This is a genomic window from Bacillus mobilis, assembly GCF_001884045.1.
Classification (GTDB): Bacteria; Bacillota; Bacilli; order Bacillales; family Bacillaceae_G; genus Bacillus_A; species Bacillus_A mobilis.
The window spans coordinates 545,126-570,798 of sequence record NZ_MACF01000046.1; the positions used below are offsets into that span (position 1 = coordinate 545,126).

Below are 25,673 nucleotides of genomic sequence, written 5' to 3' on the forward strand. Positions count from 1 at the left end.
ATAAATCTTTTTCGTAAAGTTATAAAAAGCAATGTTAGAAAGTAAGTTCTTGAATTTAAACTGGAAGATAGATGCTGTTGCCGATTATAAGGGAGGTATCGATAAAATGAAGATTGAAGGAAACGTACAAGTCTGAATAATTTTCTCAAAATGACAAATAAAATTTATTAATGGAAGTATATTTATGGGATGTTTAGATGATAAATAGATGGTACTCATTTTTATTTAATATCATTTAGTAGTCTTAAATGATATTAAATACGCTACCTTCCTGACTAGCTGAATATTACACATATAAAAGGGCTATTATGGTAAAATGAATTAGTGGATTTATACAAAAGTAGAATATATAGGGAGTGGGGAGTTTTTGAGTACGGTTTCAGTTATACATTTTACGGATATACATTTAGCAGATACTGATAACTCTATTATGGACAAACAAAATGCATTATGGAGGGCTTTAAAATCTGAATTGAAATCATCGGATTACATTGTTTGTTGTGTATCGGGTGATATTGCACAAAGTGGAAAAGAAGATGAATATTGTAATTTTGCTATTCCTTTTTTTGATAATCTACAAATTGAAATAAAAAAGGAATTTAATCAGCATCTTGAATTTTTGTTGATTCCGGGCAATCATGACTGCGATTTTTTTGGGGATTCAGGAAAAAATGCAACTCGAGATGTCTTAATAAAAGCAATTAACAATCAAGATAGTGAACAGCTTTCAATACATACAATTGATACTATTAGAGTTCAAGAGAATTTCGATAATTTTAAAAGCCTGTACCATGAGCAATGGGAAAATATAGAGTTAATTCATGATGATCCTCTCCTTCAAAGAGCAGTTCTTAAGATAGGTGAGAAACAAATTATTTTTAATTTAATGAATTCTTCGTGGATATCAACTTTAAGAGAACAACCAGGGAAAATGTGGTTCCCAGTTAAGCAATATCGCCCTATTATGGAGACAACATTAGGCGATGTGAATGTCACTATGATTCATCATCCTGATCATTGGTTGGACCCTGATAATAGAAGAGAGTTAAGAAATTTACTAGAAAGTTCTTCTGATTTTATTTTAAGTGGACATGAACATGCTCATACAAACACTATTCTTACAGATTGGCAGAATAAACGTGTTCAATATATTGAGGGAGGAGTTCTTCAAGAACGTTGGGATCCAGAGGTAAGCTATTTTAAAGTATTACATTTAAATTTAGAAGATGATACACAACGTATTAAAGAATATTCTTGGAATGGGGATTTATATAAAGAGATAGATGATACAGATTGGTGTGATCTCCAAACAGCTTTAATGGCAAAGGGGAAACACCGTACAACTTTAAATATAGTAGAAGAATTTAACTCGTTTATTTATAATATAGGGCTTCCATATACACATCCAAGAAAAAACAAGTTAGATTTAATTGATTTATTTGTAGCTCCAGATCTCAGAGAAATTATTTTACGTGGAAATAGTGGAAGTGAAGTGACTGAATATGTTTCCTTTGATCAAATGCTCGTAGAACTGCAAGAAGATGAGCATTTGTTAATTATAGGAGATAAGGAGTCTGGAAAAACGGCATTAAGTAAGCAATTATTTACTCATTCTTTTAATATGGGAAAAAAGCCAATCTTTATTGAGGGGGCAAAGATAAAAGGAGATCACATTAAAGGAATTGACAAATTAATTAAAACTGCAACTAAACAAATTTATGGAGAAGGAACCAATGATCAATATGTTCAACTTGATAAAAAGGACAGGGTGTTAATAATTGATGATTGGCATAAATGTATCCTAAATGCAAAATTTAAATCCTTATTTTTTGAAGAAGCGGCTAAATGGTTTGGGAAGATAATAATAATGGCGGATGAAATTTCAAATATGAGAGAATTATTATTGATTCTTTCAAATCATGAACAGCATAAAGTACGCCAATTTGAAATCCAAGAATTTGGTCATGTAAAGAGAGCTGAACTTATTGAAAAGTGGATATTATTAGGACAAGAATCTACTATAGATGAAAGTAAACTTATAGTAATTAAAGATCAATTAGAAAGATCTGTGGATTCAGTCATTGGGCAAAACTACGTCCCTACATTTCCGCTATATTTACTTATAATTTTACAGGCTTTTGAAAGTAGTACACCTCATAATTTAGATCGTAGTACAAATGGATATTATTATGAATTATTAATAAAACAGGCATTGACAAAGATTCAAGTTACAAATGAAGAAACAGATGCTATGTATAATTATTTGACAGAATTAGCTTATAATTTTTATAAAAATGAAAAACAGGTAATAACCAAAGAAGAATGGTATAAGTTTCATAAGTTATATACAGAAGAATATGCTTTACAATTTAGTAGTCAATTTGAATTCACTAAATATAAAACTAAAATCTGCAATGCGCTTATTTTGCAAAGATCTGGTGAAGGTTATGTTTTTGCATATTCTTATATATATTATTATTTTGTAGGACAGTACTTAGCTAGACATATAGGTGAAGAAGAAGTTAGAAATACAATTTCAAAAATGTGTTTCAATCTACATTTATCTGACTATGCTCATATATTGATGTTTTTGACCCATTTATCTAAAGATAATTTTATTATTTCACAAGTAATTAATGTAACGAAATCTCTTTTTGAGGATGTACCAATTTTAAAATTAGAGTCAGATATTGATGTGTTTAATAATTTATTAGATGAAATTCCTCAGTTAGTTATTGAGAATATAGATGTAAATGAGAATAGGAAAAAAGTTCATGAACAGAAAGATGAATATGAAAGAGAGTTGAAAGTTCAGAAAACTGAGTTACCTTCAAATGAAGTGGAAGTTGGAAGTGAAATACAAACAATTTCTGAATTCAATAAATCATTAAAGATGCTTGAAATTGTCGGTCAAATCTTGAAAAATTACTATGGGTCAATAAAAGCACAGGAAAAAATAGAATTGTGTATTGAGGCATATGCTGTGGCATTAAGAACAAATAATGCATTCTTGGAAAGATTTAAAGAAGATAAGGATTACATTGTAAAATTCCTATGTTCGTTGGCAGAAGAGAAAGGTTATTATGATAGGGAGAAAGTAGAAAGTGAAGCTAAAAAATTCTTGTTTATGTTAGCACAGGCTATTACATATTCATCTATAAACAAAGTAAGTACTGCTGTAGGCTCAAGAAATTTAGATGAAATTTTTAAAAGAGTATATGATGAAATGAGAAGTACATCAGTTAATTTAATTAATGTAGGAATAAAATTAGAACATTATCATCAGTATCCTTATCATGAAATTGCTCAATTATATAATGCTTTATCGGGGAATAAAATGGCACAAGATATATTACGACGTATGGTGGTGAAATATTTATATATGTTTAAAACCACCTTTAAGGATCAACAACGTATTTGTGATTCTGTAGGTATTCAATATACACCACAAAAAATGCTACAGGTGATAAGTCCTAATAAAAGATTTAGGGATTAGCTTTAGAAAAATTAAGTTAACATTGTTTTGAGTAAAGACAAAAAAATTGTTTGATTTTAGTCTTGGAAATGCAAAAACCACCTACAAGTTTATCGAGTAGGTGGTTTTAATATAGAATTAGAATAAAGTTTGATTAAATGATCTTTATAATTTCTAAAGGCTAAATAAAATACGTTTATAATGCTTTAATTTAAAATATAAAGTATTACCTTTTTGTATAAATGTCATGACTTAATTTGAAAAGTATATTTGTTTTATAACAATTTCACCTTTATTCGTTACCCATAAAAAATATTATCCATCTCTATAGTGCCTTTTTATTATTGCGTACTTACAATGCATACCATAAAACAGAATTATATTACAAATTAATATAGTATTTTATGTCATTAAAACATGAATAGTATATTATTTACACTGAGAAAACTTTTTTGGAGGAAACGTACCATGCAAGTGAAAAATGAATTTAAAATTTCTAAGAAACAAAAAACTATGATCGCCTGCTTTTTTCTGATACCCTTAATTATTAGTCTAGCTATCAGCTATATGATTTTTGGTAATTATTCAGAAGCTCTATCTAAAATGTGGGCATACAAAGGGAAACCAAATGCTACCGCTAGTTCTATAACATCCTTATCTTATATATTTACAATTCTAATTGCATTTTATACTTTTGGTACGACATTCGTTTTTAGTTATTTAGTATGGAAGGCCAGTAAAGGTAGCCTAGCAGTTTCTGAAAAACTACAAAAATTAGAATTCCAACGTGAAGAAGAAATTACTAGAGAAAATGCACTTATTGTATATTATGATCTTCAACGAGGTATTACTAATTTACAAGACATATATATAAATTACGAACTAAAAGGACTAGAGGCAAAGCCAAGTAAAATCTATTTCAGTACAGATTGGATTAAAAATGTAGCGAATTTAAGAGATCAACTTACAGAACAAGAATTAAATAAAGTATATAAATTATATGAACAATTTCATGTTTTGCAAAATTTATTAGAAAAACATGAATCTAATACATATGACGAAGAATTAAAAACACAACTTAAAATATTAACTGAAGAGGTTTTCGCTAATTTTATACCTCTCCAAGTACTAAAAAAACATAATGTTTCCTCAGCAAATGAATTAGTAAATATTGATTTATATGTTATTTTGAAAAAAATATACCGTTTTACATTTCCCTCTTCTAAACGAAAAACAAAGAAAAATGAATCAACTGGACTGTATGAGACAACTTTAAATGGTAATCTTTTCTTTACAGGGGATAATGAGGAACTATTTATAGGAAAAGGAACTCTTTATAATACTAATAAAGAAGTAAAATGCTCAGGGGAATTTAAAGAAACACAATTTAATAAAGGGTTAATCTATGGGTATTATTCTCAAGGATATAAATTTTACATTGCTAATTATTCTAGATCACTAGAACCGGATGAATTGGAACATGTTACAGTATATCAATTAAGTAGCGTTCGAACAGATAAATATTATTATAGTGGTCAAATTAAACACGGTAAGATTTATGATGGAATTTCAACTTTATTTAATATGGATCATGACATTATATATCAAGGTAAAATAAAAGATGGTTACAGAGATGGTAAGGGGATATCCTATGACTTTAAAGGCGAAAAAGAATTTGAAGGTATTTGGAAAGAAGATTACATCTATAATGGAACTCAATATTCAAATGGTAAAAAATTATTTGAAGGGGAATTTAAAATAGTCAAAGACCCAAGCGCTTTTAGTGGCAAAAGGGCAAAACCATGGGATGGAGCAGTAACCAACTATGATATTTCGTACGAAGTTAAAGACTTTACAGGGGAGATATGTAGCGGGATACCATATACAGGATATGGGCATCTTCTTCATCTTGATTACGATGGGAAAACTTTCAAAGAATATACGCAAATTGAAGTGCAGACTATGGAGCGTGCAGAAGATGAAGCTGAAAATCCAATAGAACTAAGTTCAATAGAAATTGAGGAATGGGCAAAAGAAAATAATGATGAGGCTCGTAAGGGGTATCAGTCTCACACCGAATATATTAAGGCAGATTGGGAGCAAAAAGAAGTAACTGCTAGAGAAGCTAATGAAATCAATATAAATATTTATAATGCGAGCGGTGAAAAGGTTACAAACCATTAAAGAGTGTGTAAAGGGCGATTTTAATAATGAGGTAGTTAAATATGTAAATGACTGTAATTTATTGAAGTTTTAAAAGAACTATTTGAAATTGGAGTTGATTAAGAGTTGCTATTTATGGTAACTCTTTTTTAGTATGGATATACGATCGGGTTTAAGTGTTAGAGTATATGGTCCTTATAGAAAATTCATATTGTTATTTTCGTGAAACATTTGAGTGCTGTTTTAGATTTCAATAGTTAAAGTGTTATAATCATGGGAGGTATTGGTAATAATTAATGAATGAAAGTGGGATAAAAATTATGTACTTATCAGAGATAAATGCCTGGAATTTTAGAAGATTCGGAATGGGGGAAGATGGTAAGCCAGGCGTTCATTTGAAATTTAATCAAGGGTTAAATTTGCTAGTTGGAGAAAATGATTCAGGAAAGACGACAATAGTAGATGCAATAAAATATACAATATTAACACAAAGCTATGAAAATTTAAGAATAGAACTAGAAGATTTTCATATTCCAGTAGGTGAAAGTGATGAAGATAAAAGAGCTCAAGAGTTACGTATAGAATGTATTTTTCGAGGTTTTTCAGATCTAGAGGCTAAAAATTTTTTAGAATGGCTTGGAATGGAAAAAAATTCAGATGAAATATATGAATATTACCTTAAGGTTTTTTTAATTGCTAAGAGAAAAGGGAATCATGTATATTACGATATTAAAGCAGGATCAGATCAGGAAGGTAAAGCATTGAATGGAGAAGCGAGAAGTTTATTAAGAACAACGTACCTTAAACCATTACGAGATGCAGAAAAAGAAATGGCTTCAAAAAGAAATTCTCGATTATCTCAAATATTGGAAAGCCATGAGGCTTTTAAAGGAAAAGAAGACCATTATTTATATGAAATCATTCAAGAAGCAAATGATAAAGTAAAGAGTTATTTTAAAGGAAGAGATACAAATGGTGAGGAGTTAACCGATCAAGAAGGCAAAAAAATATTAGAACAAATCAATGTATATTTAGAAAGTTTTGCTGGGGAAAATAAAATGCTTAGTTCAAATTTTAACATATCACCATTAAGATTAAAAAATATTTTAGAACGGCTCAATTTAGAGTTAATTGAAAGTAAGTCTGGTTTAGGCTCTCATAATTTGCTATTTATTGCAACAGAATTATTATTATTGAAAAGGGATAACTATCAAGGCTTAAAATTAGCACTTGTAGAGGAAATTGAGGCGCATTTACATGTACAAGCACAAATGAGATTGATAGATTTTCTTCAGGAAGAAGTGGAAAACTCTAATTTACAATTAATTATGACTACACACAGCACAGACCTTGCATCAAAAGTGAATTTAAGCAATTTAATTATCTGTAAAGATGGTGCAGCTTTTCCAATGGGATACGGATACACAGAGTTAAGTAAAGGAGATTATTTATTCTTAGAACGCTTTTTGGATTCGACTAAAGCGAATTTGTTTTTTGCTCAGGGAGTTATATTAGTTGAGGGAGATGCAGAAAATTTATTAATACCTACTATAGCAGATATTATTGGAAAACCATTATCAAAATATGGAGTATCAATTGTTAATGTAGGAAATACAGCCTTTTTAAGGTACTCTAGAATATTTAAAAGAGATAGTCCTGAAATAGGAAGTTTAAATATCCCTGTTGCTGCAATAACTGATAATGATGTCAGACCAAATTTATATAAGAGAAAAGATCCTCAAGCAAAGACATGGGAAGACTTAGAAGCTGAAAAAACAATTGAACAAAGAAGAAAAGAAAGAAAATCAAGAATTGAAGGACAAGATGTGAAATTATATATATCCCCAGTGTGGACATTAGAATATGATATAGCATTAGGTGTTCTTCAAAAAGAATTATTTGAGGCGGTACTTAGGGCTGAGAAGGTTCAAAATAGTGATTCGATAGGTTTGACTCCAGTAAAAATCGAGGCTGTTAATAAAATCATAGAAGAAAAATATAAGAGTTGGGATGAACAAAACATTTCTAATGAAGAGCGGGCATTTTACATATATAGTGATTTGATGTTAGATAAAAGTATTTCTAAAGCAATAACCGCTCAATGCTTTGCGGAAGTTTTAATACAAAAGCCAAAAGAGAAGCGAGAAGTTCTAAAAGAGAAAATCTTAAAAGATGAAAATTTACAATATATTGTACAAGCTATTAATTATGCTACAAATGGAGTTGGATAAAATGACACAAATTGATAGTCGAGATATTTCGTATGCTGAACAAATGTTGTTACATGCTGGTGATAGATTTGATGATGAACGTAGAGCTGTTATTCAATGTCTAGAGAGTAAAGATATAATGGCTTGTCCAGGGAGTGGGAAGACAACAACATTGTTAGCTAAACTTGCTATATTGGCAAGTAAATTACCTTTAGAAAATAACAAAGGAATTTGTGTCCTTACTCATACTAATGTAGCAATTGATGAAATTAAAAACAGATTGGGAATACATGGTGAAAAATTATTTAATTATCCAAATAACTGTAGTACTATACAATCTTTTGTGAATCAATTTTTGGCAATTCCAGCACATATACACTTTTATGGAAAAAAACCTATTAGAATTGATGATGAAATTTATAATGAGGAAATAAGAAAGAAGTATTATCAAATTGTTCCTCGTAATTTACGGTTTGGGATGGAACAAAGTGGGATTGATGTAGGGTCTATTCGTTTTAATTTAGAAAATGAAACTTTACAAAAAAGTTTATATGGTACAAAAATCTATGCTAACGAACAAAGTAGAAGTTATTTGGCGCTTAAAACATTAAAGGAACAAATGTTACAAGATGGAATTTTATGTTATGATGATGCGTATTTCTTAGCTTATAAGTACTTAAGAGAGAATCCTAACCTTAAAGGAGTTTTTTCAAAGCGCTTTTCATATGTTTTTATAGATGAAATGCAAGATACTATGAAACACCAAAAGGAACTATTAGAATTATTATTTGATGATTCCGTAGTAATTCAAAGGATTGGAGATCTCAATCAATCAATATATGATCAATCAGGTGCAATTGGTTCTTGGGAAGTGGATTTAGAATCATGTTTGGAGATTTCAGACAGTAAAAGATTTTCTAAGGCAATTGCAGATATTGTGAAAAATATTTGTGTTACTCCTCAAAATCTCAATGGAAATAATAATATAGAAGATATAAGACCATATCTTTTGGTTTATAACTCAACGAATATTCAAAATGTATTGCAAAAATTTGCGAGAATTATAGTAGAAAGAGATTTACATAACTTAGATCGTAAAGTTTTTAAAGCTATAGGATGGGTATCTGAACACGAAAGAGAAATTGGGATAAAAGATTATTGGGAAGAATTTAAAACTAGTAGACGAAAGCGTAGTGATTTTAATAGTTTGATAATGTACTTGTTGAAGGAATCATCCGAAGATCTAGAAAGATTTGGAGCTAACTTATACAATGACAAGGTATTAAAAGGAATTTTAAAAGCATTAAGAATAATGAACGAAAAAAATGAAGGAAAGCATTATACAAAACAGACGTTTTTAAATTATTTGAAAGAATCTAATAATGAAGTATATGAAGATTTAATGCTCAAACTTTCGAGATGGTGTTTAATGATTCAGAATCGTCAAGAAGTAGTGGTGGAAGTTGAAGAATTTATTACAGAGAAATTAAAAAGGATATTTAATTGGAATGATATTAGTCAATTGACATCTTTTTTTAGTAATACAGAAGAAGAATTAACTGAAGCATATAGTGTACAAACAAATGTAATGAAATTTTTAGAAGAAGAGAATGAAGTTAATATAGAAGTAGCATCAATACATTCTGTAAAAGGAGAAACGCATACAGCAACGTTATATTTAGAAACTTTCTATTTTGAATATGATATAAAACGTATTGTTGCATATTTAAAGGGAAATCATACGAATACTAATCGTTCAAGAATGGTACAAAATTTAAAAATGGCGTACGTTGGGATGACGAGACCCACACATTTATTATGTGTAGCAGTTCGAGAGGAATCTATTAATGGGCACGAAGCAGAATTAAATGCTGCAGGATGGGATATTAAATATGTTGAAGAAAGAGTGCCAGTAACGCAGGCGTAATATTAGACTGGATTAAGGTATTGTAACTGAATGAGTTGATATAGATTTATCTTTACTCTGATTTTCGTAAATTTGATTCTATAATCTTTAATGATAAAGGAGAATATAAAGAAAGATGAGGTAATGGTAAAAATGTTTATAAAGAAAATAGAAATTAAGTCCTTTAGAAAGCTGAAGAATTTTACTTTGGATTTATCAAAAACTGATAAGTTAGATGAAAATAAAAATATGAATCTGACAATAATGGTTGGGGAAAATGGAACGGCTAAAACGACAATATTTGAAGCAATTATTTCCAGTTTCTTAAATGATAAAAACGACTGTAATCCGGAATATAAAATCGAGTATTTATATAATGGTGAATTATATCATAGTAATATAAACAATTCTCCCATACCTTATAAGGTTATAGTTTCCACTTATACACCAATTGATAAATTGGAAGAGGTTGAAATAAAATGGGAAAACAGACATGTGTTATATAAGACTAGTGTAGATCGGATTAAATTACAGTATGTTGCGACAAGAATTTTAAAACACTATGCTATAGGTAATAAATCGGAGATTGATGCCATTTTTGAATATATTGGTTATGGAAATAATAACGTGGCATTAGAAATATCAGAATATAAATTAAACACCGTTTCGCATATGGTACATAAAGTATTAAAAAGAATTAAATACAATTATCCAAGTCCAGAGTGTTTACTTGACCATGATAATATAATTGGAGATTTTAAATATTTTATAAGCAAATATCAATGTGAGTTAGTCGAGTTTAAATCGCAGATAGAAGATAAAATAGGAAAAAGGATTACTTATAAGATTGACTTAGCAGCAGGATTTAAATCCAATGCCTATTTTATAGAGGGGAAAAAACATATTGATAAAATGATAGAACTAGAGGTTCGTTTTATAATACATAAGATGAGAATCTTTTTAAAGCTATCTAAGGTGTCTGATACAATGGATGGAAAGCAAAGAAAATTTTTATCCATTGACGATATAAATTTATATCATGGTGGAGCAACTGCATTTAGAAAAGATGTGGAGTTACTTGAAGCCTGTTCTGTAACCTACTGGAAGGATTTGTGGATTGGTGATGAAGAGAATAGAATTCCTTTATCAATGATGAGTTCAGGAGAATTAAGTCTATTTTTAAGAATCTTTGATTTATATGATTATGTAGAAGATAACTCAATTGTTCTAATTGATGAACCCGAAACACATTTACATCCAAAATGGATAAAAGGGTATATAGAAATACTAAATAGATTACTGGGGGCAAAAAGATGCCATGTAATTATTGCTACTCACTCTCCTTTGATTGTATCTGATGTTCCAAAAGATAGTATTGTAGCTTTAAAAAATGACCGAAATAAAATTGAACAAATAAAGGTAAATGAAAGAACATTAGGATTAAATTATGATGAAATTCTATCAGAGGTTTTTGGGCTGGATGATGATAAAGGGAAAATGGTTCACGAATATGCTAAGTTAATAGAATTTGCACTAGAAAATGATGATTTTGATAAAGCGCTAGAAATATATGCACAAATGGCTGATAGTAATGTTAGGTATAATTTATACTCTAAATTAAAAGCATATAAGAAACGAAAAGGTGAAATAGATGTATAAAGTTCCATGGGTAGATAGAATGGAAAAACTGGTAGGTCCGTATCATGCGTTTGTATTGGAACTATTAAACTGTATAAATAAGTTATCTCCACTTGAAAGGCCCATAAAAATAAAAGATAAAGAATTAGAAGAGAAGCTGGATGCGGATTTAGAGATTGTCATTAAAGAACTTGAGATTTTAAAAATTAACAGGGAATGTTCTGACGATTTTTTAAAAGTGGTTAAACAGACAGGTTTGAAAGAGCATATAAGGGATTTAAAATATGAAGAATATGATCTTTTAAAAAAATACAGAACTATAACTAATAAGTATGAAATGATTCTTTCGAACTTGTATCTTGATCAAACGCTATATTCAAAAAATATAAAGCAAGCATTTGTATATTTATATGAAAATTTATTGAGTGGAAAATTTTTTAACGAAGCTATAAAAAGTGAAGGGGAAATTGCAGTAAATGAATTTAAAAAATTTCTAACACTAGAAAATAATATTTGTCCGTATTGCGATTGGCATGAAATGGAACTTGCAGGGGTATCAATTGATCATTTTTTACCTAAGTCTAAGTATCCACTATTATCAATCTATCCAAGGAATCTTGTTGTGGCATGTACAGCATGTAATGATCGTATAAAAAGAGATAATATGAATTTACCAATTGCTCACCCTTATTATACTGAAGCGGCCAACTTTTTTAATTTTAGGTTAGTTAATGAGGAAATAATAATAGAGTTTAAAGATGGAATTACACTTATAGATAAAAAAAAGGTGAAGAATTTTCTTGATTTATTCCATATAAGAGAGAGATTTAATCAATCTCATATTAGAAAATTAAATGATTTATACAGAAGGATTCGACAGGGGATTTTTGAAGAATTAAAGAATAAAAAGGTAGAGTTATTGGACGTGGAAAAAACTATAAAATATAAGATTGAAAAAGAGAAAAAAGAATTATCCGAATATAAAAGAAAAGCCCCTTTGACAAAATTAAAATTAGACTATTTGAATCAAATAAATAATATATTAGAAATAAAAGAATTGGCAGGGTATATCTTATGGGATATTGAATTGTATCAAAAATCAATGAAATAAAATTGAATTATTATAAGGAAACTATTAAAAGTAAACATTTAAATACGAATAAAACAATGTAATGTTCAAGCGTATTTGTTATCATATCCAAATAATATATAGTAATTTTTCTTTGGTCACAGATACTGTCCATAGAGAAAAAATGTTACCGGTTATTAAAATATAGAGAAATAAAAAGGAGCGATAGTAACAAGTCGCTCCTTTTAAATATAATTCTTTTACAAATATATATAATTCATTTATAAACTAGAAATAATCTATTTGTAGTTTATATGTGTTTTCTTATTTTTTTGTAAAGAAAGAGGTTTTTAATTTACAGATTTATCAGAATTATGTAAAGTGTAGATAAAATCATAAAATGGGGTGTTCTTTATGTGTACTAGTTTGACATTACAGACAAAAAACGGTCAGCACCTTTTTGCAAGAACGATGGACTTCACATTAGATATGAATCAAGAAGTAATAATTATTCCTCGACATTACCAGTGGAATAATATAACTGGTGAAATCATTAATACGAAACATGCTACGGTTGGAATGGGAATTAATCATCAAGGAAGGATCATTATGGCGGACGGAGTAAATGAAGCAGGTATGACATGTGCAACACTCTATTTTCCAGGATTCGCTACTTATAGTCAAAGCATAGATGACAACAATACGAATTTAGCTCCATTTGATTTTGTGACTTGGAGTCTCACGCAATTCAATTCTGTCGAAGAGTTAAAGAAATCTGTAGATAGCCTTACCTTTTTGGATATACCATTACCGGATTTAGGACTTACGCCACCGCTACATTGGGTTTTAGCGGATAAATGGGGAGATTGCATTGTGCTGGAGCCGACAAATGAAGGGTTAAAAATGTATGATAACCCACTAGGAGTGATGACGAATAGTCCAGAGTTTAATTGGCATTTACAAAATTTAAGACAATATATAGGCCTTAAATCGCAGCCATTCGCGCCAACTGAGTGGAGTAACGTACCATTAAGTGCTTTTGGTCAGGGCTCAGGCTCAATGGGACTTCCAGGGGATTTCACCCCGCCATCAAGGTTTGTGCGGGCAGCATATGGTAAACAAAACATTCAAGGTATAGATAGTGAAGAAGAGGGAGTATCGGCTCTATTTCATATCTTATCAAATTGCGAGGTTCCTAAAGGCGGAGTAATAACAGAAGAAGGTGCATTAGATAATACCATTTATACAAGCGTAATGTGTATGGAGTCCGGAACATATTATTATCATACTTACGATTGTAGACAAATTATAGCCGTTCATTTATTTCATGAAAATTTAGATACAGATGAGATTAAAGCCTATCCGTTCCAGCGGAAACAAAAAATATTTTATGAAAACTAAGTTGCTTTGAAACTGCGTTTAGTAAATTTCAAATATATATAATAGAGTAATAATAGGGAGTGGAAGGAGTATAAATTCAATCCAATAACTTCTAGAAGGCCCATTAAAGTATCATTAGGTGAAATAAACATGGACGTACGCCATTTATAAATAGTAAAGAACAAAAAAGGTGTGGAAAATATCCATACCTTTTTTGTTCTTCTATTATCTATGTATAAAAAAGCGCTGTATATCAGCACTTTTTAAAAGTACATGAGTTGTATAAGAAAGATTTATTTATTACATATAACTATACAAGGTCTAATATAGATTCTTATTTGATTAATTGTTATAAGGGCCTATAAGGTTATTTATTTTTATTTTTATTATTATTTATTTTTTCCGTATATAACACCTGTTCTTTATAGTGTTTTTTAATTGGGAAAGTATGTGTACCAGAGCCGTTTTTGAAGTTTTTATTGATGGGATTTTTTAGCGGGATTGTTGTAGTTTCAGTAAATTCATATGGGTAGTTTATTTTAGATTTATCTTCAAACATGAAAATGCCTCCTTTTAGGATTTCCTGAATTCTTTACTATAACATGATATGCATATAGATTTTTTTTGGACTAGTTATTTATAGAGGTTAATGGAATTTAATTCCGTACTTACTGAAATATTTCAAAGAAAAACAATGTGAGAAATGTATGATAATGATTTTTTTCATTTATTAGTGAAGGGAATTTTGCATATATATTCGTTATAAATTGTTTTTATAATATGGTTTATATAGGTTTTTCTTGATAATATAATTCGGGAGATTATAGTGTTATTAAGTTATTAGGAACATTTAATGCTGTTTCAAAACTGAAAGGGAATTGAAAAAAAACTGAAACTTTTCTCATAAAAATTCAATCTTACTTAAAAAATGAAAGGAAAATGAAATTTTCCAAAAGATATTCTTTGTTAAGATAAAAAGCATACATACAAAAAGTATTGACATATCTTAAAAATGTATTTTCAAGATATAGTGGGGGAAAAGATGAGAGTAGAAAAACAATTAATAAAAAAGATGTATTATGAAACATTCCTAATGGAGAATGAAACGAAACCACCTCTTGACGTACTTGGGGAAGTTTATGTAAACGAAGAAAGAAATGAGATTTCTGATGGATCTTATATTCGTTTTGCACAAGGTGAGTTTTATTATCGTCATCAAGATTTTGAAGCTGCTATTTTTAAATGGGAAAAAGTTAGTAATGAATTAGCGCCGTGGGCACAAAAAAATATTGCGGATGCTTATTTCGAACTGAATCAATTATCAGTTGCTGAAAATGTGTATACTTCTATTACTACTGATAATAAAATATTGATGACCGAAATTGGATTACAATTACTTTCTCTTTACATAGAGCAAAATAATTTTGATTCCGCTTTCTCTGTTATTAAAGAAGCGGTTTCTTTAAATCCCGATTACCCGAATGTCACAAAAATTGCCCGTTCTTTTTATGAGGAGCAGCAAGATTTTGATAGTGCAGTAGAGCTTGCTGTGAATGAGTTAATTCGAACAGAATCTTATCCGTGGTTTGAGGTTTTAAAAGGATATATTGATAAAGGATTCACTAAACATATTTCACCAGATTATTTCTATGAAGTATTAGTTACGTTAAATACTGTAGATCAAGTACAATTTACGCAAATGGTTTTATCACTTTGGAATAGTTATAAAAATGAACAAAATTACTTATTATGGCTTAATACAATAAATGAATTTTTCTTACATATTGAAATATATTCGTCCGATATATGGAACAAAATTTCTTCTCTTTACGAAGAAACGTACTTTGAATTAATTCAAGGTCAATATATGCTTACACAATTGCACGACATCATTCCAAACTTGTTAACAAATTGGTTAAAGGTAGTCAATCCATCTTATGCTGTATTTCCATCAGCAGCTGTATTGGCATGGGATGAGATTTTCCCTTCTAAAATAGATTCAGCAAATATAAAACATGCGGAAAACCTGTTGTTATATTCTATTAATCATGTGAATGGCTTAGAGTATAGTTTGCATCTTTTTGAATCTATTACAGAGTGGGCACAAGAGCATAATATAGAAATGGGTCACCGATTTAGATGGCTAGTTGGCGAACTCGCAGATTTAAGTACAAACCGCATTTTAGTAACAGGAACTTCAGGGAACGGAAAAACTACATTTATTAACTCTATATTAGGAGAAAATATAGTAGAAAAATCAATTTCAAATGTATTAGTTTTAAAAAATGATGCTCATACAGAAATTAACGCCATAACAGACTCTGCAGTTACAACAACGGAAGATGTCTCTGATTACCATAATATGATGTCTCAACACCATCAATCATATAGAGAGAGGGCATGTGTAGAATTTAAATTACCATGCAGATTTTTAAGTGAAAATAAACTTACATTTGTAGTTACACCTGGTTTTAATAGAAATAACGATACCAGGGATGAAATATTCGAATATTTAAATTCTGTAGACGAATTACTATTCGTACTGAATGCGGATTCGCCTTTTACTGACAAAGAACGTGACATTCTATTAAGCATTCAAGAACATACACCAAATTTACAAATTCATTTCTTATTAAATAAAATCGATAACATATACAGTGAAGCAGAAGTGAAAAGAGTATTATATGATACGCAAGCTAGAATAAACACATATTTCCCGCATGCGAGAATTTCCCCTTACTCTTCGCTATATACAAGTAGTCAACAATTAACTGAGTTAACTGAGTTTATTCATTTTAACTGTAATCATAAAGATATCGATGTAGAACGTACTGAAAAGCTATTGTTTTTCATCCGAAAAACAATTACATATCTTTTGGATAAACGCGTTGAGAAAGAAAATAATTTAGTGGATGCGATTAATTGGAATGAAGATATGCTAGTGAAACTAAATGGTAGTATTAATAATCTTACTGCTTTTGAGAAGGAAAAAATTCATTTCATTACACAATCATATCGTACAATGAAAACTGAAATTACGAATGATCTTACTGAAAATATTCCGAAGATATTACAAGGTTGTTCGGATTTAATTAGTGAAGAAAGTAATTTCGGGCACATGGATACGGAATTAAATACAGCAATGAATGAAAGAGTGCATAAATACTTAGAACAAACGGTATTACCTAATCTTGCTCTTTCTATGCAAAATTGGATTGCAACTTCTAATAATGAGCTCCTTCAAAGTCAATCGTACCTAGAGGAACTTAGTGAAGGACTTAATTCTTTATTTGGAGAAAATCGAATACAGTTAGCATGTGATTTTAAAGTGCTTGATGACTGGCGCAGAGATACTGACAGAATGACGACTAGAATACAAATGGATGAAGTAAATATTTTACGTCGATTTACGCCAGCACAATTTTTACTGAAAAGTGCCGGTAAATTATTTGGGGTTCTTCCTAAAAACAAAACTATGCTATATAACAAATATAAACAGTATGTTGAAAATGAGGATTATACCGAGGTAACAGCTTCTATTATGAGGAAGTTTTTCTTGCAATTTGAGCTATTTGAGAACACGCAAGAGAGGGATATTCATATATTCTTTAGGAATCCATTTAACTCCTTGAAACAAGCTGTAGAAAACACTCATTTGGAAATACAAGAAAAACAAGAGATGTTACATAAAATGAAATCAAATCCTGAAGTCTATCATGATTCTATCAAGCTCTTTGAATTGAGATTACGTCAATGTGAAGTAATTTTAAATATAGGTGACAATCATACTTATACAGATGTAACTTTGGAAACAAGCGTAGAATAAAAGTTCTTATACGACATTGCATCATATGTTATAAGAGAGTAAAAGGGAGCAACTGTAATGAGTTGCTCCCTTTTCATATTTAAATTATTTTTCAGTCTCTTTAATTTTAGTTTGTACTTCGCCAGTTTTAATTTTATTACTTTCTGAGAAACGTAATAAATCACCTTCAATAATTTTGTCAGACATTCGTAATTCATTTTGTGCACGGTTAATGAGTACTTGTGCTTCTTTTTTTGGTAAATCTACAATTTCACCTGTTATGCGGTCGTAGAAAGTGTTGTTTGTGTATGCATACTTGTCTGTAATAAAGCTACCATCACGTAAAACAACAAATCCGGTATATTCATCTGAAAACATATCATGGCCAAAACGAATATCGTTCGTAGTATCAATCCCAAGTAAATTTAGAATAGTAGGTTTCATATCGATTTGTCCTGTAGGCTTTGAAATCGTTTGACCTTCTGTTTGGCCAGGCATATGAATATATAAAGGTGTGCGTTGTAAATTTAAAGTATCAAATTCTGTTATTTGATCTTTTTCTAAAAACTGTGCCATTGCGCGATTATGTTTTTCAGAAATACCATAATGATCACCATACAATACAATAATAGAATCATCATACATTCCCTCGGCTTTTAAACGCTCAATAAATTTTTTGATGGATTCGTCTAAGTAACGTGCTGTTACGATATAACGATCAAATACGCCATTACCAGAGTTGTATGGTTCAATGAATTTTGTATCTTCATCATACGTAAATGGATAATGGTTCGTTAGCGTAAGGAAACGAGCGTAAAATGGTTGATCAACAGTTTTTAATATATCTACAGATTGATCAAAGTATTCGATATCTTTTAATCCCCAATTTAAATTTGTTTCGGGCGTAATTTTGTAATCAAGTTCGTTATAGTAACGATCATAACCAAGAGCAGAGTACATAATGTTACGATTCCAAAATGTTGCGTTATTCGCATGGAATACAGAAGTGTAATAACCTTGCTGACGTAAAATTTCTGGAGTCGCAGTATAATCATTGTTACCGTGTGTGAAAAATACAGCTCCTCGATTTAATGGATACAACGACGTATCAATTAGAAATTCAGAATCGGATGTTTTTCCTTGCCCAGTTTGGTGGAAAAAGTTATCGAAGTAATAGCTTTCGTTTATGAATTGATTCAAGAATGGTGTAACTTCTTGACCGTTAACTGATGCGCCTATTAAGAAGGTTTGTAGGGATTCAAGAGTAACGACAATTACATTTTTTCCTTTCGCTGCACCAAACATGTTAGGATTCGGTTCACTTTGGTTTGCCTTTACGTAGTTTTCCGTTTCTTGTAATTTACTGCTATCAGCAAGTGCTTTTTGTGATCCTGCTTTTACTTGTAGTGTTAAATCATATATTTGATGAGTGTATAGTCCTAAATTTTTAACAAGCATGACGCGGTCGAATGATCTCGTTAATAGTTCAGGTCGCTCTTTTTCTGCAAGATGTAGATTCGCAAAAAATACACCAACCGTTAAAAGAAAATATAACAAGCGTGCCGGATGAGTTACACGTTCTGTTTGGAAGACTATTGATTTCCTCTTCAATAAAATAAAGAAGAAAATAATGTCTACGAATGCGAGTATAACTTTGTAGTTCAATATTTCTAGAATACTGCCGCCTAATTGGCCAAAGTTTGATGTTTGTCCAAGTACTGGTAACGTAACGAAATCGCTATAAAAATCATAGAACATTACATTCCCAACCAGTACGATTGTTAATAAGAAATTAATACATAGTGCGATATAATTTCTCTTTTCACCGGTTGCAAATAATGCTAATCCGACAAATGCTAATGATGCAGCGAGAGGGCTAATAAACAAAATAAGCTCTTGTGTAGAAGACTCAATTTTTAAATCAAAACTGAATCTTGTAATAAGATATGTTTTTAACCATACTGCTAAAGCAATTATTAAAACAAAGCTTATATTTTTCATTTGTAAATTGATTTTATTTTTCATTTTTACACCTTCTTTATACAATTTATTTAACTCGTGTTATATATTATATTTTTATAACTATTAGAGTATAATGAAACATTTAGCTTATATTTTCTAAAGGTAATAATGTGAAGTATTCATATACGTACAATGAGGAATTTTAAAGCATAAATCTATTTTTTAGAAACAGAGCAGAAAAAGTCATAGTTGTAGTAAAAAATACTTATAGACATCCTAACATATTAAACACTATGATGATGTTACAAAATATCGAACAAATGAAAAGGGAAATGAATAGAGGCTTTTAAACCTGTTGACATTCAATTTGTTAGAATTGAATGTCAATGGTTATGTTAAATATGTATCTCATAAAACTCGGATTCTTTGCGGCAGAATCGTTAGTAAGCTATTACTATGGAAGTTAAAATATTTGATTGCAATCTTAATGAAAGAAATTAAATATGAGATAAATATTTTCCAACATACAACCCACTTGCAGCAGCTTGAGATAATGAATGAGTGACGCCTGAACAATCTCCAACTAAAAATAGTCCATGCATACTTGTTTCAAAATGGTTATTGATTTTTATCGTAGGAGCATAGAATTTTCCGTCAATTCCGTATAATAAAGTATCTGTATCGATCGGTTCTTGGATGAATTGTTCTAAGCGTAATAAAAATTCTTTAAGTCCTTCAATATAGAATGGGGGAATTTCTGTATTTAAATCTCCATAATCTCCTTGTAGTGTAGGTTGTATACGGTTATGTTTTATGTCGTTCTCTGTTGTAGGTTGTTTATTTAGTAAATCCTCTAAGCGCTGAATAACAATTCGATCTCTTCCTTGGTTAATGTTTTTAATAATTGAACTTGCGTATATATTAGCTTCTTTGAGAGTTGAAAAATAGCGCGGGATAAATAAAGTGAAATTTAAGTTAGGTGTGCCAGTTCCTTTCTCTCGAAAATTTTGACCGTCAGGCATAACTAAACCTTCTTCGTACTTTCTAATGATGCGTCCTTTTGGATTCATACAGTACGTAGTTGCTGTGAAGTGTTCATGCTCATAAGAAAGTTTAGTCTCAAACGTATCTTTTAATATAGAACGTAATTGGTGTTCTTTCATCTCTACTCGAACACCTAGATCTACACGAGTTTGTTCCTGAGAGATATTGAGAGAAGTGCACATTTCTTTTAACCAATCTGCTCCAGAACGTCCAGTTGCAAATACTAGTTGCTTAGATTTAACTGTTCCTTCATTTGTCTCTATTGTAAAATGATCTTTCTGTTTCATAATATGTTGCACATCTATATGAAATTGTATATTTATTTTCGTAAGTAAAAATTCATAGAGTTGCTGAAAAATCTCACTTGAAAGGGTAGTGCCAAGATGTCTTACTTCTGTTGTTAGCATTTGTAAGCCACACGCTTCAGCTCTCTTATTGAGAGTTGGATTTTCTGTAGAATATTTCGAAACAGAACTTCCTCCGAACTGACATAGAATTTCATCTACTTCAGCCATGAGTTGTATAAAGCCTTCTTTACCGACTTTTTGCTCAAGTTCGCCGCCAAATCCGTTTGTATAATTAAATTTCCCTTCAGATTTTCCTAAACCGCCAAACCCAAAATATTTATCACATGTAGTACAAGTACATGCTTTTCCTTCGTCTAAAGGACAATGACGATCTTCTAGCGCTTTACCTTTATCCAGAATTAAAACTTTTTTGTTACTTTTAGCTAGTGAATAAGCCATAAAAATGCTACTTACTCCAGCGCCGATAATTGTAACATCATACATATTCTTTCACCTGCTAACGAATAGTTTGTTTTTATTTCTCTAGTGTATAACAATTTTATGAAGTTAAGAAATAGCTTTTATTAATAAAGGGGTAGTTTTGAACCTGATGCTTTTTTAATTTCTCAAAGTGGTGGAGTAAATACAAATGTTTGAAAGAATAGTTTTTAAAAATCACTATGTCATATGATAAATAAATTTTTACATACAAAAAAACAGACCTTTTAAGTAAAGAGGTCTGTTAATGATTGCAACTCTTATTTAGCAAACGCATGGTTACCAATTACTGCTACTGTTTGACGTGTCGTAATCCATTTGTCTGTTGATGTTTTCGGATTAGAGAAATAAAGCCAATCAGAATGTATTCCATATAAGTTTTTTATAAATGCAATATAGAGCTTGAATATGAAATATTGCATATAAAAATACATTGAAGTTCATAGTGCTGATTACTATAATCTAATTGGTAGAAAGATAACTTTATATGTTATAGAAATTAAATTATTATAGATTAATATAATGATTTAATGTTTATTAATTTGAGGAGTGATGTAATGAATGTATTTAAAAGAATATCTGTTTCAGCTGTAATTATTTCAACATTTTTAGGAATAGGGGACACTGTCAATATTGTAAATGCTGATTCTGTAGAACAGCAGAGTAAATTAGGGATAGAACAAGAAACAGATAAGCAAATCATTGTAAAATTCAGAGCGGATTTGAAATTGCCATATGAAGATGGTATTGAAAAACAAATACAATCTCAAGCGAGCGATAAAGTACTAGAAGATTTTTTTGCAGAATATCCAGATGTAACATTTAATCGTTTATTCACATCTGTAAGCCCGGAACAAATACAAAACCTTGAAGTGAAAGCACCTAATAATGTATCTACAAGTTTATTAAACTACTATATTCTTCAAACTCAAAATGGTGAGCAGGAAGAAGAACTAGTAGATAAGTTAAAGACATCTTCTTTAATAGAAGATGTGTATGTGAAGAAACAAGAAAAAATAACGCCACCGGAAGTACAACCATTAAGTGTATCTTTTAATCCTAATAACAATCCTAGATATAAAAAACAAGGTTACCTTGATGCAGCACCATACGGTATTAATGCGCCTTTTGCCTGGGGAGTCCAAGGTGGTAATGGAAGTGATATAACCTTTGTTGATATGGAATATGGATGGCTATTAAATCATGAGGATTTAATACATCAAAATATTGAATTAATGTCTGGAAGAAATATAGATCAGCATGTTGGACATGGAACGTCTGTACTAGGGATTGTATCCTCTGAGGATAATGAGGTTGGGAATATTGGGATTGCGCCAAAAGCGAAAGCGAAAGTGATTTCTCAAATAAGAGATAACGGACAGTATAATACAGCTGATGCAATATTAAGTGCTGTAAATCAGTTAGAAGCTGGGGATGTTTTATTATTAGAGGCACAAGCTTCCTTTGATGGATATGGTGATAAATATTTACCTGTTGAAATACAACCAGATATCTTTGATGCGATTCGTGCTGGTACAGATAAAGGTGTTGTCATTATAGAAGCTGGAGCAAATGGGTGGAATGATTTAGATCAATTTAAAGATAGAAATGGTAAACAAGTCTTAAATCGTAATAGTAAAGATTTTAAAGATTCAGGTGCAATTATGGTAGGCGCGGGTTCTTCATCTTTCCCTCATGAGCGTATGTGGTTTTCAAATTATGGAAGTCGGATTGATGTGTACGGGTGGGGAGAAAATGTAGATACAACTACAGCCGAGCAAAGTCGAAGTGCTGTAAATCTTTATACTTCAAGCTTTAGTGGAACATCTAGTGCTTCACCCATTATCGCAGGAGCAGCGACTTTAGTACAAAGTATTGCTAAAGAAAATTTAGGACAACCATATAGACCAAGTGAATTAAGAACGATATTAAGTAACCGTAACACTGGAACGAGATCTAAAGATCCATCTTCAGATAAAATTGGTGTTTTACCAGATTTGAAGTCTATACTAGTAGATTTAGGGTATGAACGAAGAGAACCAAACGGTGGGAATGAGTTACAAGTAACAGAAAATGAACCAAATAATGAAAGTAGACAGGCAAATAAAGTCTCCTTTCATACACCAATGAAAGGAGAACTAGATAATCATGATAAGGTAGATGTATTTACTTTCCAAATTGACTCACCCGAAAATATTAAAATTTCTCTACTAAATGAACAAAACATTGGAATGACATGGGTACTTCATCATGAATCAGATTTAAACAACTATGTAGCATATGGTGAAAATGAAGGGAATGTAGTTAAAGGAACTTATAATGCAAAGCCAGGTAAATATTATTTATATGTCTATAAGTATGAGAATAAAGATGGTTCATATGTATTGAACATAAAATAAACAAAAGGAACTTCAGATGAAGTTCCTTTAAATTTTTCTAATTCAGTATATGTGAATGATTTTTTAACTTTACTTCTATGCAATATTTCATATTGATAAAATGTTATTTATTTTTTATGAACTAGCTTATATTATATTCAATAAGTTTAATATAAAACAGAAAAAGGAGAAATAATAGTGAGCAATAAGAAATTTACTTTGAAATTATTCATATGTAGTATGATATTTATCACATCTGTATTTGCTTTACATGATAAGCGAGTCGTTGCAGCTAGCTCTGTTAATGAGTTTGAAAATTGGTCAAAATGGATGCAACCTATACCTGATAACATCCCATTAGCACGAATTTCAATTCCAGGAACACATGATAGTGGCACGTTCAAATTACAAAATCCAATTAAGCAAGTATGGGGAATGACGCAAGAATATGATTTTCGTTACCAAATGGATCATGGAGCTCGTATTTTTGATATAAGAGGACGTTTAACAGATGATAATACGATAGTTCTTCATCATGGGCCATTATATCTTTATGTAACATTGCATGAATTCATAAGCGAAGCGAAACAATTTTTAAAAGATAACCCCAGTGAAACGATTATTATGTCTTTAAAAAAAGAGTATGAGGATATGAAAGGGGCAGAAGGTTCCTTTAGTAATACGTTTGAAAAAAATTATTTTGTTGATCCTATCTTTTTAAAAACAGAAGGAAATATAAAACTTGGAGATGTTCGTGGGAAAATTGTACTATTAAAAAGATATAGTGGTAGTAATGAATCTGGAGGATATAATAATTTTTATTGGCCAGATAATGAGACGTTTACGACAACTGTAAATCAAAATGTAAATGTAACAGTACAAGATAAATATAAAGTGAGTTATGATGAGAAAGTAAAATCTATTAAAGATACGATTAATGAAACGATGAATAATAGTGAGGATTTAAATCACCTATATGTTAATTTTACAAGCTTGTCTTCAGGTGGTACAGCATGGAATAGTCCATATTACTATGCCTCTTATATAAATCCTGAAATTGCAAACTATATAAAACAAAAGAGTCCTACAAGAGTAGGTTGGATAATTCAAGACTACATAAATGAAAAGTGGTCACCATTGCTGTATCAAGAAGTTATAAGAACAAATAAGTCATTAATAAAAGAATAAAGATGATGAGAGTAAGAAGCGATAAAATACGTCGATTCTTATTGAAAATACAGTGTATCTTGTAAACGGAACAATTATCGAGTTATTTCAATTGATGTTTCATTAAGAAAAGACTAAACTTTTAAATCGGATTAATTTTAAGTGGAAAATGAGTATAATTAACTTTGCGAAAAAGCAACTGATCATAAGTGATTAGTTGCTTTTTTATTGTTAAAGTGGATGAGCAAAAAAACATAAAAGTGGTTGGTCCGTTTTTTGCAAACATCCATTATGATAAGAGAAGAAAGGTAGTATGTTATTAACGTTTTAAAGAGGAATTTCTTTATTAAAATAGATTGTCTTTAGAGGGGTGAAAATACAATGATTTTTGCAATTTCACTAGTGGTAATTATTGTGATTGGATCGCTGTTTGGGACCGTGCTAGTTGCAAGAAATGTGGAGGAGAATTACGGGAAATCTACAAAGAGAAATGTGAAAAACTTATCAACTATTTATATTTTTCTTCTTTTCGTACTACTTATTGGGGTAACGTGGTATGCAGTAGTGATTTAATAGTTTTGAAAGAAAAAGGTTAACATTGTGTATGAAGAAGGTGTGCGAGAAACAGTTGAATGGTTAGAGGAAGAACCGTTTTGGATATATTCATTTAAGGATAAGAAAATGTGACTGA

15 protein-coding genes and 2 pseudogenes are annotated in these 25,673 nt (G+C 30.4%); 13 read left to right on the top strand and 4 right to left on the bottom strand.

The window, feature by feature from the left end; translation table 11 throughout:
• The first annotated feature begins 367 nt into the window (after positions 1-367).
• From BAQ44_RS07945 to BAQ44_RS07975, 7 genes are all read left to right on the top strand, one after another.
• The gene (locus BAQ44_RS07945; protein WP_071721413.1) at positions 368-3,496 is read left to right on the top strand and encodes an anti-phage protein; all 3,129 of its coding nucleotides are present in this window, start codon (positions 368-370) and stop codon (positions 3,494-3,496) included.
• A gap of 447 nt (positions 3,497-3,943) precedes the next feature.
• The gene (locus tag BAQ44_RS07950; RefSeq protein WP_211274087.1) at positions 3,944-5,659 is read left to right on the top strand and encodes an MORN repeat-containing protein; all 1,716 of its coding nucleotides are present in this window, start codon (positions 3,944-3,946) and stop codon (positions 5,657-5,659) included.
• A 275-nt stretch (positions 5,660-5,934) separates the two neighbouring features.
• The gene (locus BAQ44_RS07955) at positions 5,935-7,869 is read left to right on the top strand and encodes an ATP-dependent nuclease (RefSeq protein WP_084669480.1); all 1,935 of its coding nucleotides are present in this window, start codon (positions 5,935-5,937) and stop codon (positions 7,867-7,869) included.
• A gap of 1 nt (position 7,870) precedes the next feature.
• Positions 7,871-9,775, top strand: a complete 1,905-nt coding sequence (locus tag BAQ44_RS07960) for a UvrD-helicase domain-containing protein (RefSeq protein WP_161491750.1) — start codon at positions 7,871-7,873, stop codon at positions 9,773-9,775.
• Between the two features lie 123 nt (positions 9,776-9,898).
• Positions 9,899-11,413, top strand: a complete 1,515-nt coding sequence (locus tag BAQ44_RS07965) for an AAA family ATPase (protein WP_071721415.1) — start codon at positions 9,899-9,901, stop codon at positions 11,411-11,413.
• Positions 11,406-12,503: an HNH endonuclease family protein gene (locus BAQ44_RS07970; protein ID WP_071721416.1), complete on the top strand. Its 1,098-nt coding sequence runs from the start codon at positions 11,406-11,408 to the stop codon at positions 12,501-12,503. Before BAQ44_RS07965 ends, BAQ44_RS07970 begins: the two co-directional genes overlap by 8 nt.
• A gap of 372 nt (positions 12,504-12,875) precedes the next feature.
• Complete coding sequence (locus BAQ44_RS07975; RefSeq protein WP_071721417.1) at positions 12,876-13,862, top strand: choloylglycine hydrolase family protein; 987 nt, start codon at positions 12,876-12,878, stop codon at positions 13,860-13,862.
• A 346-nt stretch (positions 13,863-14,208) separates the two neighbouring features.
• Here BAQ44_RS07975 and BAQ44_RS07980 read toward each other — a convergent pair whose 3' ends face one another.
• The gene (locus BAQ44_RS07980) at positions 14,209-14,400 is read right to left on the bottom strand and encodes a hypothetical protein (RefSeq protein WP_071721418.1); all 192 of its coding nucleotides are present in this window, start codon (positions 14,398-14,400) and stop codon (positions 14,209-14,211) included.
• Positions 14,401-14,883: 483 nt separating this feature from the next.
• On the opposite strand from BAQ44_RS07980, the gene BAQ44_RS07985 reads away from it, so the two are divergent.
• Positions 14,884-17,667, top strand: a complete 2,784-nt coding sequence (locus tag BAQ44_RS07985; protein ID WP_071721419.1) for a dynamin family protein — start codon at positions 14,884-14,886, stop codon at positions 17,665-17,667.
• A gap of 84 nt (positions 17,668-17,751) precedes the next feature.
• Here the strand turns inward: BAQ44_RS07985 and BAQ44_RS07990 are convergent, their stop codons facing one another.
• From BAQ44_RS07990 to BAQ44_RS30795, 3 genes are all read right to left on the bottom strand, one after another.
• Positions 17,752-19,671 (bottom strand): LTA synthase family protein, encoded by a 1,920-nt coding sequence (locus BAQ44_RS07990; protein ID WP_071721420.1) that lies wholly within the window; start codon positions 19,669-19,671, stop codon positions 17,752-17,754.
• 434 nt (positions 19,672-20,105) lie between these two features.
• On the bottom strand, positions 20,106-21,443 hold the full coding sequence (locus BAQ44_RS08000; protein ID WP_071721422.1) for an NAD(P)/FAD-dependent oxidoreductase: 1,338 nt from the start codon (positions 21,441-21,443) through the stop codon (positions 20,106-20,108).
• Between the two features lie 254 nt (positions 21,444-21,697).
• Positions 21,698-21,859 carry a hypothetical protein gene (locus tag BAQ44_RS30795; protein WP_161491751.1) on the bottom strand — a complete coding sequence of 54 codons (162 nt, stop codon included), beginning with the start codon at positions 21,857-21,859 and terminating at the stop codon, positions 21,698-21,700.
• A gap of 135 nt (positions 21,860-21,994) precedes the next feature.
• Between BAQ44_RS30795 and BAQ44_RS08005 the strand changes: the two genes are divergently transcribed.
• The 5 genes and pseudogenes from BAQ44_RS08005 to BAQ44_RS30275 all read left to right on the top strand — a co-directional run.
• Positions 21,995-23,836, top strand: a complete 1,842-nt coding sequence (locus BAQ44_RS08005) for a S8 family peptidase (RefSeq protein ID WP_071721423.1) — start codon at positions 21,995-21,997, stop codon at positions 23,834-23,836.
• Between the two features lie 177 nt (positions 23,837-24,013).
• Entirely contained in the window at positions 24,014-25,003 is a 990-nt protein-coding gene (plcA, locus tag BAQ44_RS08010) for a phosphatidylinositol diacylglycerol-lyase (RefSeq protein WP_071721424.1), read from the top strand.
• Between the two features lie 31 nt (positions 25,004-25,034).
• A pseudogene (locus BAQ44_RS30270) lies at positions 25,035-25,109 on the top strand (GntR family transcriptional regulator); the annotation flags it as partial.
• 254 nt (positions 25,110-25,363) lie between these two features.
• Positions 25,364-25,555 (top strand): hypothetical protein, encoded by a 192-nt coding sequence (locus BAQ44_RS08015; RefSeq protein ID WP_071721425.1) that lies wholly within the window; start codon positions 25,364-25,366, stop codon positions 25,553-25,555.
• A gap of 30 nt (positions 25,556-25,585) precedes the next feature.
• A pseudogene (locus BAQ44_RS30275) lies at positions 25,586-25,669 on the top strand (bacillithiol biosynthesis deacetylase BshB2); the annotation flags it as partial.
• Positions 25,670-25,673: the final 4 nt, after the last annotated feature.

What these genes read in the sequence shown, in the direction of transcription:
- BAQ44_RS07950 (WP_211274087.1), top strand. Translation starts at nt 3,944, where the DNA reads ATGCAAGTGAAAAATGAATTTAAAATTTCTAAGAAACAAAAAACTATG.
- BAQ44_RS07955 (WP_084669480.1), top strand. Translation starts at nt 5,935, where the DNA reads ATGAATGAAAGTGGGATAAAAATTATGTACTTATCAGAGATAAATGCC.
- BAQ44_RS07960 (WP_161491750.1), top strand. Translation starts at nt 7,871, where the DNA reads ATGACACAAATTGATAGTCGAGATATTTCGTATGCTGAACAAATGTTG.
- BAQ44_RS07965 (WP_071721415.1), top strand. Translation starts at nt 9,899, where the DNA reads ATGGTAAAAATGTTTATAAAGAAAATAGAAATTAAGTCCTTTAGAAAG.
- BAQ44_RS07970 (WP_071721416.1), top strand. Translation starts at nt 11,406, where the DNA reads ATGTATAAAGTTCCATGGGTAGATAGAATGGAAAAACTGGTAGGTCCG.
- BAQ44_RS07975 (WP_071721417.1), top strand. Translation starts at nt 12,876, where the DNA reads ATGTGTACTAGTTTGACATTACAGACAAAAAACGGTCAGCACCTTTTT.
- BAQ44_RS07980 (WP_071721418.1), bottom strand. Translation starts at nt 14,400, where the DNA reads ATGTTTGAAGATAAATCTAAAATAAACTACCCATATGAATTTACTGAA.
- BAQ44_RS07985 (WP_071721419.1), top strand. Translation starts at nt 14,884, where the DNA reads ATGAGAGTAGAAAAACAATTAATAAAAAAGATGTATTATGAAACATTC.
- BAQ44_RS07990 (WP_071721420.1), bottom strand. Translation starts at nt 19,671, where the DNA reads ATGAAAAATAAAATCAATTTACAAATGAAAAATATAAGCTTTGTTTTA.
- BAQ44_RS08000 (WP_071721422.1), bottom strand. Translation starts at nt 21,443, where the DNA reads ATGTATGATGTTACAATTATCGGCGCTGGAGTAAGTAGCATTTTTATG.
- BAQ44_RS30795 (WP_161491751.1), bottom strand. Translation starts at nt 21,859, where the DNA reads ATGCAATATTTCATATTCAAGCTCTATATTGCATTTATAAAAAACTTA.
- BAQ44_RS08005 (WP_071721423.1), top strand. Translation starts at nt 21,995, where the DNA reads ATGAATGTATTTAAAAGAATATCTGTTTCAGCTGTAATTATTTCAACA.
- BAQ44_RS08015 (WP_071721425.1), top strand. Translation starts at nt 25,364, where the DNA reads ATGATTTTTGCAATTTCACTAGTGGTAATTATTGTGATTGGATCGCTG.